The following is a 14445-nucleotide window of genomic DNA, read 5'->3' on the forward strand; positions in this document are numbered from 1 at the left end:
GACCAAATGCTTTATCAGGGTTTTATTTAATTTATTCCCAACATAATTAGCGTTATAGGGAGGCCGCAAGCAGCGGCCCCCCTTGCCAGACCAAGGAATGGTCCGTGTAACGTGTTCCTTGTGGCTTCAAGCAGCAGCGTATAACTCACGTCAATGCATTCAAACGATCCACTAACCCACTCAGACGAAGAGTCGGTGTGCGTATCGCATTGCCCAATATCGTATCGCTACAATACAGAGTTAAACGCTGGCGGGCGCGAGTGATCGCGGTATAAACCAATTCGCGCGTTAATACCGGCATAAAAGTATTCGGTAATACCAGGGCGGTATGTTCAAACTCTGATCCTTGCGACTTATGAACTGTCATGGCATAAGCCGTTTCATGGCTGGGAAGACGGCTGGGTTGCACCGATTTTATGTTGCCATCCGGCAACTGGAAATACACCCGTAGCTCTCCTTCATCGTCATATAACGCGATACCAATATCGCCATTAAAGAGACCTAACGCACTGTCATTAAGCCCAATCATCACCGGCCGACCGGCATACCAACGCCCAGATGGGCCAGGTGCGCGCTCAATTAACCTCTTGCGATGCAACAACTGCTCAATCCGTTCATTCAAGCCACTGACACCAAATGGCCCACTTCGCAATGCACACAACAATTGATAACGACCAAATGCCGCCAGCACATCCACAGCATGCGCACCTGTAGCTGCCAATTGGAGGTAATGCTGATAGCCCGCAACGCAATCCTCCAGCAACCGTTGGTAGTCATCTGAATCCGTCAGAGAAAAATGTTCAACATCTGAATAGGCCCCCTTTAATACTGATAATGCATCCCGATACTTGCCTGCATTAACCGCTAAAGCGAGCTGCCCGATACCCGATTTCTCATCAAACCGATAGCTCTTACGCAATAAACACAGGCTATCACGCACATTGACCGTATCCGTAGAGACTGCTCCAATCGGTATATTTCCGGCCAATGTGCATCCTGTCAGCCGTGCTAACTGTTCTGCACGAGCCTTGCTATAACCCAACTCAGCAAAGCGACAAATATCCCCTAATACCGCCCCGGCCTCAACCGAAGCTAACTGATCTCGGTCCCCGAGGAAAATGACTTGAGCTTTAGCGGGCAAAGCGGCAATTAGCCGCGCCATCATGGGTAAATCCACCATAGACGCTTCATCTACCACCAGCACATCAAGATTTAGTGGATTACCTCGGTGATAACGCAAACGTTGACTATTTGGTTGAGCACCTAATAAACGGTGCAGAGTGGATGCTTGATCTGGGAATAACTTGCGCTCGGCGTCTGTAAGTGTGAGTTGGCGGATGGCATTCCCCAATGACTCAGTCAGCCGCGCAGCGGCTTTACCCGTTGGGGCAGCAAGCTGGATACGTAAACGCTGCCCTCGGCTAAGCTGTATCAGCGCAGTTAATAGCTTGGCTACTGTGGTGGTTTTCCCCGTCCCCGGCCCACCAGAAATCACCGAGATACGGCGAGTAGCGGCTACTGCGGCGGCCACCTTTTGCCAGTCAATCTCCGTGTCTGATCGACCAAATAGGCGGTCCAGTGTCTCTGTTAATAGGCTTTCGTTAATCCCCCTGGCCTCATTAACGAATAAAGCGGTATTGTCACTGGCAATAAACCGCACCACATCACCCTCGTACTGCCACATCCGTTGGAGATACAAACGTTCATTTTGCAACACCAACGGCGTTGGTAATGAGCCATCACTGACCGCTGGAGAATTATTTAATCCTTGTATCCAACGCGACAGCTCTGGAGCACCAGCAGCCAGCCATAATGCTTGAGATAACCCAGCCTGCCGCCCACCAAACAGTTGTTCTGGTTGCAGATAACTTAATGGCAGGCACACATGCCCGGCTCCCGCCTCGGCGCTGAGAATAGCCGCCGCCAATTGCAGCATAGGCTCATCATCCCCTGCAATCATGCGAGAAAATTGAACATCCAGAGGGCGTAGTAAGTGGTCACGAACCGCTTGGTCCAGTAGAACCATCATCTTGATGAATCCTCATCTGCCTGAGCTGTACCACTTTCATGACCTGAAAGTAGAACGACCTCATTGCCACTGAATAAACAATCCATTCCTTCAATCAGCTCCTGTTCAGGGCGACAACTAAAGATACCATTACCCGGATGTTGTTTATCGACACCACGCAAGAAGAGATAAATGACACCCCCGAAGTCCCGTTGATAGTCATAATCGCCCAAGCGATGACGTAAATAACGGTGTAAAGCCAAGGTATAAAGCTGATATTGCAGATCATAACGATGCTCAGCCATCGCTTGGGCCATCAATTGTACGGTATAAGCACTACTGTCTTCTCCCAGCCAGTTAGATTTGTAATCTAATAAGTAATACTTACCCTGCCAGCAGAAAACCAAGTCAATAAAGCCCTTAAGCATCCCTCTGACTTGCTGAAAATCTAACACCGGACACTGACGTGAGAGCGGGTCATAATGCTTGATTAAGGCATCTAATTGATTAGCGCGTAACAAAGTATCGATAGGCAAATAAAACTGTAGTTCCGCCTGCTTACTCTCCGGCGTCAATCCCGCCAGAGTTACGCCCGCATCGTTAAGGGGGACTTGCATAATGTCACTTAGCCATTGATACAACATTGGCGACCATTGTTCACCAAAGCCCTGTTGCTGTAGTTGCTGCGCCAGCCAGTCTGGCTCAATAGGTTGGCTAAAATCTAATGGCTCAAGTAAATCATGCAGGAAAGTCCCCGGTGCCGCCCCCCGCGGGAAGGTATGGGGCGTTAAATCAGCTGCGGTGATGAGTGCCTGCTCACCGACGGCATCACTATCTAGCCGTGGCAATAGCTCCTGTAAAGGGAGATTCAGAACCTGCGATTTGGCACCATGCTGCTGTAGGCCGGAATAACTGGTAACCCGCCAAAAGTCGTGCATTTGTCGGTTAAACTGGCGCGCGGCGAGTTCTGGCAAAACTTCAGGCCGTGGCTGCCAAGCTGTAGCGTCAGGACGTTCCGCCAGTGAGACCGAAATATCACCGCCCGAAAATGTGGTTAGCTCCGCCAACTTATCCGCCAGATATTGCGCGTCGCCAGCTTGTCCATGTTGAACCAAATAGCCTAAAGCGCTAAGGTGCATGTCGCTTTCGCCCTGTTTTTTCCGCCCGCCTTTAATCAGCGGCGCAATACCGATACTGCAATGATAAACCGCGCGGGTCAGCGCAACGTAGAGTAACCGTAAGTCTTCTGCCAACCGCTCTTCTTCCGCCAAAGCCTGGCTCTCTTCATCAGCATTCAGATCAAGCAGAGCCTCAAAGCTATGACGATCGTGATATAGCACGTCCTGCTGCTGACGGAAATTGCCGACAAAAGGGAGCCAAACCAACGGATACTCCAACCCTTTTGATTTATGAATTGTAATCACCTGAACCAAATGGCGATCACTTTCCAAACGCAATTGTTGATTATCTGACTGATGATTTGGTTGTGCTATTTGTTGTGCCAGCCAACGGATTAGTGCGTGCTCACTATCAAGCTGTGATGCGGCCTCTTGTAATAACTCTCCCAAATGCAGTAAGTCTGTCAGCCGACGCTCCCCACCAGGGGTCGCCAACAAGTTTTCAGCTAAATGACGCTGTGCCATTATTTCTCGCAGCATAGGAAGCACACCACGGCGCTGCCAATGTTGGCGATAGCCATCGAATTCATCGACCAGAGAATCCCAAGCCCGTTCATCGTGATTCAATGCATCCAGCATCTGTGCATCCAACCCTAGCATCCCGGTAGCCATCGCACTGCGTAAGGCTCTTTCCTGCTCAGGGGCCAATGCAGCTTGCAATAACCACAATAGATCTTTGGCTTCTGCAGTATCAAAAACACTGTCGCGATTGGATAAGTAAACCGATGGAATAGCTAAGGCACTCAGTGCATCTCGAACCAGCGCAGCCTCTGCCCGGCTACGAACCAAAATAGTAATATCAGATGCCTGAACCGGCCTTGAGCCTGTCGTTGTCACTAATTGCGCCAGCCCATTCTGCCCATCCACCAGCCAGTCACGGATTTGACTGGCGCACTGCCTGGCCATCAATTGCTGGTATTCACTAACCCCAACCCCTTCACCCGGTTGCAGCCAAAAAGAGATGGCTGGCTGTTTTTTCCCTTTAATTTCAAAAGATAGACAGCTATTTTTTTCAGCCGCCGCCACCTTGACAAAAGGGATTTGTTCAAACAGAAAGGGAACCTCAACCGAACTAAAAAGCCTGTTTACTGATTGAACCATCGGGAAAGAGGAACGCCAATTGGTCTCTAACGTGTAGTGGGCACTTACTTCTGAACGAGCACGAATATAGGTAAAGATATCTGCGCCACGGAAAGCATAAATAGCCTGTTTAGGGTCGCCAATCAGTAATAAACCACACTCACCTTGGTTACCATAAAGCGTGTGGAAAATACGGTATTGCTGAGGATCGGTATCCTGAAACTCATCAATCATTGCAACTGGATAACGGGTACGAATAGATTGAGCTAACAACTCACCACCTGGCTGCTGTAATGCCACATCCAATTTACTGAGCAAGTCATCAAAACCCAATTCTGCCCGCTGCCGTTTCTCCTGCTGGACGGAAGTTCGTATCTCGCTAATTGCGCGGGCTAAAATCAAATCTCTTAGTGTCAAAGGTTGTTCGAAGATGCGGTCTATCGCACTGAACACCGAGTGTTGGGGGATCGCACCTTTTTTGGTTTTCTCAGATAATATCGATTGGCGAAACTTTTCTAGCTCTTTAGGTAACTGATAATCACCGGTTTCCTGCTCTGCCCATATAGCGACCTTTTCTAGCCAGTTAGCTAAATATCGGCTGCTATAGCTGCGCTTATCAACGCCAGATGCACTAATTAAAGCTTCCAACTCATGAGCCACCGCACGCCATTGCGCTTTGACAGCATCAATTTGCACAACTATTTGCTGATGCCGGCTGAGTATCGTTTCATCATCACCTGGTGCTTGCCGAAATTTTGGTGTTTCACCTTGTAAATAAGCAGCAAGGTCTTTGAGCAATGCCTCCGGCCCGCTCCATTCCTGGCTGACTGCGCGTGCAACAGCCAACGGAAGCGGATAGCAATGACGCCGCCAAAAATCGGCACAGGCCTGTCTGCGTAAGGGCTGTTCATCCTGAACCAATGTTTGTTCAAACAAGATGCCAGATTCAAAAGCATTGTTCGTCAGCATTCTCTGACAAAAACCGTGAATAGTATAAATTGCGGCTTCATCCATCTGACGCTCAGCAGTAAGTAACTGTGCTGCGGCCTCGCCCAGATCACTAATTTCAGTTAATAAAGCCTTATGCATTAGGTCATCACTGACTCCCCGTACGCAAGCAATACGCAACCCATGGATATTGTCGCGAATTCGCCCCCTCAACTCTTCAGTTGCCGCCTCAGTAAAGGTCACCACCAGGATTTCCTCTACTGTCAGGGGACGACTGAATGCTGCCTCCCCTCCCAAACCAAGCAGCAATCGCAGATAAAGAACCCCAATGGTAAAGGTCTTACCAGTACCGGCAGAGGCTTCAATCAGCCTCTCACCGTATAAGGGGAGCGTCAGCGGCTCCAGCCGCTGGGGAGTCATTGATGTCATGGAGCTAATACCTTCTGCGGCAGGGTAGCCTGCAAGGCAGATGTTGTCGGATAGGTCGTCCATCCTTTAAGCACCGCATATCCGCCAGCCGTTTGCCCCTGACCTTTAACTTGAGAAAGCAGTGCCAGACCTTGCGGTTTAATAACCGCTTGCTGGAAGAAATCAGCTAATACAGTGCTATTAAGTTGCTTCACCTGAGCAATCATTTTTTCGCGACTATCAAACGCAAAATTATTACGATTGAAATCATTACTGTAACGACTAGCCTCTTCATCCAGAGTTTGTGGTCGTTGCAGTAATTGGTTAATTAGCCCTTGTTTATATTGTTCAAAATCAGCAGGTTTCATTTCACGCAGGCGCTTTTCTGCCTGTGGATAGAAGGCAAGATAGCGTTGATAAAGGTAATCAGGTTGCTTGCTGTTACTTTGCAGCAAGAACCCCAAGCCCCACTGTCGGCCAACCGACATCGGGAAGGCAAATACTGCATAGCCGAGTTGCTCTTCGGTTCGTAATTGATCATAGAACCACGGTTGAACAATTTGCCCCAGCAAAGCACTACGCGCCATACCATCAATTTCCGTATAGCCGGTTGGAACATAGACTGCCGCCAGCGCAGCATCAGAACTGCTGCCAAGCCGCTCCATATTGGCCAGTTGTGCCTTATCAACAACAACATCCTCGCCGGTCCACCAAGTAGTTCCCGTCAAAGCCAATTGTTTTTTCAACGATTCCGCCAGAGTGGTAACTTGCTGGGTAGTCATATTACCCACTGCCAATACTTCCAGCGCAGATTGCTTCAGCAAGCTATCACGATAAGTCAGCACATCTTGCACGCTGATAGTATCAAGCAATTTGCGCCGTTCGCTGCGTTCAGAATAAGGAACATGAGACAGCAATTTCGCTGGCTGAATCGCCAGTTCATAAGCTTTGCCTTTCTCAGCCACGTCCAACTGCTCGCGATACCAAGATTTAGCCTGCACTAATTGATCTTCTGTTGGCGTAAAACTGGAATAACCTTCAACCAGCGTGGTTAGCAATTGTGGCATCCGCTGTGTGAAGCCATTAGCACTGACATATAAACCGTTGTTAGGGGCGGTTGAGAAGCTGATTCCGCCGATCGAAGCCTGATAGCTCAGTTCATCCAGTGAAAGGCCGGCCAGATAATCAGTCAGGGCGAATAGTACCTGATGGCGGGCGGTATCCAACGCATGAGGATTGCGGAAAGCCAGCGCGATATCGGCTTTCGGTTCATCAGCAAAATACTGACTTGGCATGTAAAACACCCGTAACCCCGGTTGTTCCGCAACATTCTGTGGCCGGGTGATATTTTTATCTGCTTTGATCAGCGTAAAGTCATCTGGGATATAGGGGTTAAGTGCCGGTAGGCTCAGAGTGATATTCTCCCCAAGTTGTTGCCAGTCTTTCATCTCTTGTGGACTAATTTTATTGACCTGATAAGGGGCATCAACAAAATAGGCCACTTTATTGTGAGGCTCTTCAGGGCTGACAAACCAGATCCGCGCATTCTCTGGCGTCATTTCAGCCAACCGGGCAGCAATGGCCTTGGGATCATAATGATCCGCCAGATAGGGCGCATCAAGCACATGTGCGACAGGTACTCGCAACATCATATCCACCAGCCACTCGATGTAATCCATATCTCGCGTGATTGAGGGATAACGGAAATCCAGATTTAAAACATGGGCTATCTCATCGAAATAGCTCTGTTTAATGCCGTCTTTTTGCAACATTTTGATGTAATCAAAGATAGCGGCCACCACGACGTCACGTTTGGCCAAACCTTTATCCGTAAGTGATACCGAAATAGAGAACACCCCACCATTACGGTCTACCATTGGATCGGCACCGGCATTAATAGCATCTGCCAGCCCCTGTTTTTGTAGCCAGTCGGACAACGTATCTTTACTGCGATTACCAATCAAATAGCTAACATAGGTATCTGTTTTGCTGCGAAATTCTTCGCTATTGTTCTCAATGCGAAAGTCTATTTTTAACTGTTTACGCGGTTGGGCTGGAACATAATGAATAATAATACCGGTTTGGTCCGGTGTTACAGCAGGTACCGTAATTGGAGGGACTTTTGCCTCCCGATTCGGAATCCGGCCAAAGGTATCAGCCGCTAATTGTGCCAACTGCTCCAGAGACTGATTGCTATACAGCACCCCCACCATCAAATTGGCAGAATAGTAACGATGATAAAAACTCAGCAGCTCATCATGTAATTTGCCATCAGGCTTGTCTTTCAGCGTATCAAGATTACCCCCCGAAAAACGCGCACTAGGGTGTGCTGGATTAAGCGTTTCAGCATTAACCTGCGCCATGCGCATCCCATCGCGCGAGCGGGCCATCGTCAATTCAGCATTGACCGCATTACGTTCACGATCAGCATTGATAGGGTCTAACAAAGGCTGTGCAATAGCATCGGCTAAACGCTCAACTGCCGGAGCTAATGCATCATTTTCAATTTCAAAATAAAAAGCGGTTCGATAAGAAGCCGTACTCGCATTATGGCTACCGCCATGCTTTTTCAGAAACTCGGCAAAACTGCCTGGTTCAGGAAAACGCGTAGAACCCATCAATAACATGTGTTCCAGATAATGAGCTAAACCCAACTGGTTATTGGGATCTTCCAATGATCCGACAGGCAACGCCAGTGCTGCCAAGGATTTAGGTGCTTGCGCATCAGAAACTAGCAATACCGTCATACCATTAGGCAACTTTATTGCCTGGTATTTACGCAGGTCATGTTCACTTTTGTGAATGGCTTCTGCCAGAGGTTGCCACGCAGGCGCAGCAGCCCAACTGAGAGGTGCCAGCAAACCTAATAAGAAAAATATACCCATGATGCGAGCAAACTGTTTATGCATTCCGTTTCTCCCCTAACCCCTTAAAAATTACCGCTTAAAGCCGCAGCCAACTTTCTGGTATTGATATGTATGAAAGCCTGGTTTGGCCATCAGCAGTTCTCACGCCTTATTATGGCGGGCAATCGGTAATAAATAACGTTCCGTTTCATGTAATATCTTGTCGAGATGTGGATTATCCATCAGGCGGAACACCCTTTGCACATAGCTATCCTCACCTTCACCTGCAACTCGCTGATCACCCTGCCAAACTTGTAAAAGTTTCATGCGGGCTTTAGTTTGTGTTTCTTCATCCCACAAAATCTGACCTGACTCGCGTTCAAAGCACTGGCTCAGCCATGCCCAACCACTTTTGCTCAGCAATAACAGTGGTTCACACATTCCTTGCTGATACCCACTGATTAACTGTTGTAAATAGTGATGAGCCTCATCACGGCCCAAAGAATCATAGCGCCATGCAGTTCCTTTGCGACCATACATCCGGCTTTGCCCATCACCTCCACCAGCACAATAGACCAGATGTTCAATCCATAATAAAAGCCCGTCTATCGCCGTTAATGCCGCGGGACGCCAACGAATTAATCCATCTTCCTGAACCTGATGAATCCAACCTGTAAGGGTGATGTCACCCAATTCGATATTTAGCTCAATGCTATGATGCTCAAGGCGCTCGCTACGAATCTGTTCAGCTAATGGCACCATTTCCTCTTGCTGGCTTTCCCAATAAAGCTCACCGAACGATCCATAAGGCAGGCTACCGGCCGCTCGAGCTCGGGTAAACACGCTATTGATGTCTCCCTCATCTATCAATGCATTCAGTAACTGAGTATTAAACTGATAGCGGTTGAGGTTATCTAAAGTAAATGGCTCTTCATCAGGTAATTCTGTTTCTTCAATAACAAAATTCACTCCTAGCCGGAGTTGGAAGAATGCCCTCACAGGGTGGCGATAGAAGCGGATTAACTCATCCAATGTAATTTCAGATAAAGGTTCAGGCGATAATGGCTGATTAAACTCTGGATGCGGTCGCCCTTTGGACTCAGCAGAGGGTAGCCATTCAGCAGCGTAACTCTGTAACTCGCTATGCTGAATAAAATTTTCTGCCGCAAAAGGCATCCGCGCATGCCAGCAGAGTAAGTGCTGAATCACCCGCTGAGCGCTCTCATCAGCATTGAGCATTTCGTCACCCGGTAAATGATAACTTTGTGAGATATATTCAATCAGTTCACTGACCAACACTGATGGATAACGCTTACTGTTATCCTGGATAGAGCGCCCGATATAGCTGATATAGAGCTGTTGCTGAGCCGAAAGTAGCGCTTCGAGGAACAGATAGCGGTCATCGTCACGGCGGCTACGGTCACCACGGCGAACCTGCTTTGCCATCAAATCAAATCCCAGCGGCGGCAGCGTTCGTGGGTAAACGCCATCGTTCATCCCCAATAAGCAAACAACTTTAAATGGGATCGAGCGCATAGGCATTAGAGTACAGAAGTTGATTGGCCCGGCAAGGAAACGCTGGCTGATGCGCTCATTATCCAAGCGCGAAGCCAGTTCATCCCGTAACAGATTAAGTGGCACCACATCGGGATATTGGGCAGCAATACCATAGCTGATAACCTTCTGCCACTGTTGTTCAATCAGCACCAACACCGCTTCAGTGTCATTATCGGGTTCAAAGAAGGTATCCAATAATTGGCGGCACAGGGGTAACCATTCGCTGAGTGCTCGGGGTTCACTTAATTGCTGCCGCCATTGGCTTAGTTGCATCAACATATCTGCCAATTGCCCAGCGAGTTCAGCAGCTAAGCCACTCGACTCATCATATGGCAGAACACCCTGCCAATCTCCGGCGGTGCTATCCATGGCATAACCCAGCAACATGCGGGTGATACCAAAGTGCCAGGTATGCTGACCCGTCGCGGGTAAGGAGAGTTCCCGTACATTGTCATCATCCAGCCCCCAACGAATACCCGATTCCCCCACCCATTGCCGTAAGCGGCGCAAGCCATCTTCAGTAATACCAAACTTACTGGCTAAAGCAGGTACCTCCAACAGCGCCAACACTTGTTCAGAGGTGAAACGGCTTTGGGGGAGATCAAGTAAGGTAATAAAAGCCTGTAGCGCCGGATGGGCCTGACTGGCTTTACGGTCAGAAATCGCAAACGGCAGATAGCGGTCCCCTGTCGCATTACCAAATGTGGCCTGAATATAAGGGGTATAGCTGTCAATATCGGCAACCATCACAATGACATCGCGTGGAGTAAGTTCAGGATTAGTTGAGAATAAATTCAATAGGTTATCTTGCAAAACCTCAACTTCTCGCTGAGGACTATGGCAAACATGCAGGCTAAGAGATCGATCACTGAGATCTAATCGACGCTTTTGGTCGCTACGCGCTAAGGATTCCGCCGTGATGCCAATAATTGCGTGGTCTTCCAGCTCCAACATATCGTGCTGAATACCATGTAGTAGATTGTCAGGGTCAATATCAACAAAAGCGTGGACCTCTTGAATATCATCAACCTGAGATAATAAATACATATGATCCCGCCCGAGCCGCCCCCACGAGGCTAATAATGGGTTACTGAGTTCTTGTTCACCATTCGCATTAAAGAGCTGTTCAGCCTGCTCTGGCTGGCGGAACAGATTGACTTCAATTGATTCGCGATAATGTCTACGTTTGCGGCTTTGCAATTTAGCCAAAAAAGCATAATCCTGAATATCGCCCCAAGAATAGCGGCAAGGATTCGTAAACATCAGATGAATATCAATATGTTTACCCAGCGCTTGTAGAGCTTGTAAATAGATAGGAGGTAATGCCGATATGCCGCAAATAAATACCCGCTTGGGTAACCCAACGGGGCAGACATTCGCTTCAAGCAGGGTGCGGATAAACCGCTGGTAGAGATTGGCACGGTGCCATTCGGGCTGTTCCAATTGGCGGGTATAATTGGTCAGTTCCACCCACAACTTGGCTTGCCACAGTTGAGCATCGTCCAGATTGTCAATGAGTTGGCCCCGTTCCCAACTGGCAAGCCATTCAGGACGATACACTAAATATTGGTCGAAAAGGTCAGCAACCCGTGCTGCAAGTTGATGGATTTTGCGCTTATCATTATCGTCACTTAAATAGCGTTTCATGGGAGAAAATACCGGGCTTTCCAGTAAATCTGGCAGCAACCACATAAGTTTCCATGTCATGGCGTCTTTGCTAAATGCGCTTTCTTTTGGGATTCCGGGCAAAACACGGGTAAACATATCCCAGATAAAGGTTGCGGGCAGCGGAAACTCAATATTAGCTGCAATACTAAATTGTTGTGCCAGTTGCATTTGTAACCATTGTGCCATTCCTGGGCTTTGAACTAGCACCACTTCTTGCTGGAAAGGGTTATCCAACGGCTCTCGTTCTATCAGCGCAGTCGTTAGCGCTTTGAGTAAATCTAATTGATTAGAATGATAAACCGTGAACATGATTACTCCCTTAAGGCACTATGGAAAATAGCCATAAGTGATTAAACCAGTTTATTATCACTTGTGGGTAAATCCTGAGGCTTAATACTCTAACTTGATAATGAATGAGCGCAATAGGTTATCTCTATTATAAGACCGATATAGTCGCTCATCTGTATACCTCGGCGGTTCATCAATCAGGATCCCCTTGTTTGCCGCCTCAGCAACGTCGTATCTATGGGGGATAACTATGCCGTTAGCCACTTCCATTCGTAGAGCAAAACCAACGGGTTAACTCTGCTGACAGGTTTTTCCGTACCGCAAGAGTGAAATTAAGCTCGGCGCATTCCCCTTCAATTCGGCTAATGGACTGACGATATAACCAGTTAGGTTTCATTCCCGATATGAATCCCCTATCAGGTCTAGCCTCCCCTGCACTGTCAATATGTTGATGAAGCAGAAACCAAGCCTGACGCTGTTGCCACACAGAAGAGAAACCCTGTAAAAGAGTCTGATGGTATTGCAACAACCCCAGTAACGAGACAGAGAAAAACAGTGCCGCAATTAAGGCTTCAGGCAGGCTAAACCCTCGTTGGTTGCGAGGATCGCATTGGTCACTCCGTTTCATCAACAAGCACCTATTGCAGCATTTTAGTAATCGCAAAACTGTGCATCCTTATCAGGACAGAAATCCAACCAGCCATGAGCTGCCTTAACCAGTTGATAGTGACCCACAGACCCTTTGCCAATATTCAGCATGACCCGTTGATATAGCATCAAGGGTGGCTGTGAACCGAGGAGGTAACTCTCCCCTCTGAGAATAAAAAAACCGCTTAGTGATGCTGGTTTAACACAGGCCTTTAAGCCATATTGCTGCTGCTGAATGCAATACCATGTTGAACCTGTCCGCCATGGCAAACTGAACGACCAATCCTGACGTATCCCCCAGTTCAGTGATGATGTTGCCTGATTAAAAGCACGTAAATAGTGCTGTTCTTCAGATGTAATCTGTTGAATATTATCCAATTGACGGTGTAGTGCTGACAGCAGAAATAAACCAAGAGCGAAAAGTGTAGCGACGGCTGCCAATGTACTGGTCCCCCGTTGATGATTCAGCTTCATAGATTGTTCCCGCGTATCGTATAAGTAAGCTGATGATGGATTACCGGATTACCTGTTTTTTGCCCCGCTAATTGCACCCGATAAACCTGATTTGATGTTTGCTGAGGTAACCGACTAATAGAAAAATGGGTTATCGTTATCTCTTGTGGATCAAGCAGCTTTTCCCACCCACTGCCAGCGCAATTCAGTTCACCACGTTGGACCTCTAATGCTTTATTACGCAGGCGGTAGCCAAAGTATTCGGACTCCTGATGTTTCTCCCCTTCCCATCGACCATTTCGATTGAGATCGTAAGCAACTATCAGACACGAATTTGTCGCTTCTGCGGGATAATGATGGGTTGTAACCGCTTTTCCCTGACACTCGCCATGGCAAAATCCTGCACGCCGCAGATCTTTTTCTAGCACAACCATAACCTGACTCAGTGCCAACTCCAGATAATAGCGCTGCTGCAAAATTGATATTTGTTTGCGTAGCTTAGGGAAAACCTCTGCGGCACCAAGCATAATCAAACTACCAATGCTCAATGCCAACATCATTTCCGGTAGCGTAAAACCTGTTATACGTTTCCGCCCAGAACAGACCGATGCTGGCATATTTTTGACCATTATTAGCATATATGAATACCTGACATTGGCTGGCCCTCACTACACAGTCTTAAGCGCCCTCGACTGGAAATAACTAACCGGATAGACCCTGCCGGGTTACTGAGCATGATATTTCCTGCCTGTGCCGTATTCCTCACACCAAAGAAGCCCATCTCTTTTTGCAATGAAGTCGCAATAGCGACATCTGGGTAAGGTGGAATAAACACGCCGTCGGTAAGTGCCGAACAGCGAGCCGTAGGTTTATCACCACTTCCCAGGCACCCCTGGCCATTCTGCTGTATCCACAGCAATTCTGTGTCATTGCGACGATTAGCCTGTGCTTGTAAGTGTGTTAAGAAGGCGAGTAACTGACGAGCACTGTCTGCGAGCCGTTCCCGCTGCCGGTAATGATGCCAACTTTGCGCCCCCCAAAGTGCTGTTATACCCACTAATACAATCACCAGCAGCAATTCAATCAGGCTGATACCTTTTTGTTTTTTAAGAGAATTCCTACGAGTCAGGTAAGTTTTCGTTAATCTTATATTGGTGTCCATGGCGTAAGTTTACGTGGCTGAAATTTGAGGTCGAGTGACGAATTATCAGGGCTGGAAACGGTGCGCAAAATTTTATCTACGACGACATAAATGCAGAAAAGAGTGCGGCGCAGCTCGCATTTTTATTGCAGGAAGGATGCTGGTAGCAAAGAAAAGGGTTTGACGAAAATATACCCAATAGCTTTCCAGATGCAGGGAGGC

At 48.0% G+C, this 14445-nt stretch carries 8 protein-coding genes; all 8 read right to left on the bottom strand.

From position 1 onward, the window contains the following. Window positions 1-145: 145 nt before the first annotated feature. Window positions 146-2026, bottom strand: coding sequence for an exodeoxyribonuclease V subunit alpha (recD, locus tag Q2T72_RS17340; protein ID WP_372569910.1), 1881 nt, complete (start codon window positions 2024-2026; stop codon window positions 146-148). Beyond that, window positions 2026-5643 carry an exodeoxyribonuclease V subunit beta gene (recB, locus tag Q2T72_RS17345; protein ID WP_372569911.1) on the bottom strand — a complete coding sequence of 1206 codons (3618 nt, stop codon included), beginning with the start codon at window positions 5641-5643 and terminating at the stop codon, window positions 2026-2028. Before recB ends, recD begins: the two co-directional genes overlap by 1 nt. After that, window positions 5640-8531, bottom strand: coding sequence for a pitrilysin (gene ptrA, locus Q2T72_RS17350; protein ID WP_372569542.1), 2892 nt, complete (start codon window positions 8529-8531; stop codon window positions 5640-5642). Before ptrA ends, recB begins: the two co-directional genes overlap by 4 nt. Before the next feature lie 99 nt (window positions 8532-8630). Further along, window positions 8631-12002: an exodeoxyribonuclease V subunit gamma gene (gene recC, locus Q2T72_RS17355; protein WP_372569543.1), complete on the bottom strand. Its 3372-nt coding sequence runs from the start codon at window positions 12000-12002 to the stop codon at window positions 8631-8633. Window positions 12003-12237: 235 nt separating this feature from the next. Further along, window positions 12238-12609 (bottom strand): prepilin-type N-terminal cleavage/methylation domain-containing protein, encoded by a 372-nt coding sequence (locus tag Q2T72_RS17360; protein ID WP_083162876.1) that lies wholly within the window; start codon window positions 12607-12609, stop codon window positions 12238-12240. Between the two features lie 23 nt (window positions 12610-12632). Continuing rightward, window positions 12633-13103: a YgdB family protein gene (locus Q2T72_RS17365; protein WP_083162874.1), complete on the bottom strand. Its 471-nt coding sequence runs from the start codon at window positions 13101-13103 to the stop codon at window positions 12633-12635. Further along, window positions 13100-13720, bottom strand: coding sequence for a prepilin peptidase-dependent protein (locus Q2T72_RS17370; RefSeq protein WP_193784789.1), 621 nt, complete (start codon window positions 13718-13720; stop codon window positions 13100-13102). Before Q2T72_RS17370 ends, Q2T72_RS17365 begins: the two co-directional genes overlap by 4 nt. Further along, window positions 13714-14244: a prepilin peptidase-dependent protein gene (locus tag Q2T72_RS17375; RefSeq protein WP_083162872.1), complete on the bottom strand. Its 531-nt coding sequence runs from the start codon at window positions 14242-14244 to the stop codon at window positions 13714-13716. Before Q2T72_RS17375 ends, Q2T72_RS17370 begins: the two co-directional genes overlap by 7 nt. Between the last annotated feature and the right edge of the window lie 201 nt (window positions 14245-14445).

Source organism: Yersinia sp. 2466 StPb PI, from assembly GCF_041538325.1.
Taxonomy (GTDB): Bacteria; Pseudomonadota; Gammaproteobacteria; order Enterobacterales; family Enterobacteriaceae; genus Yersinia; species Yersinia enterocolitica_E.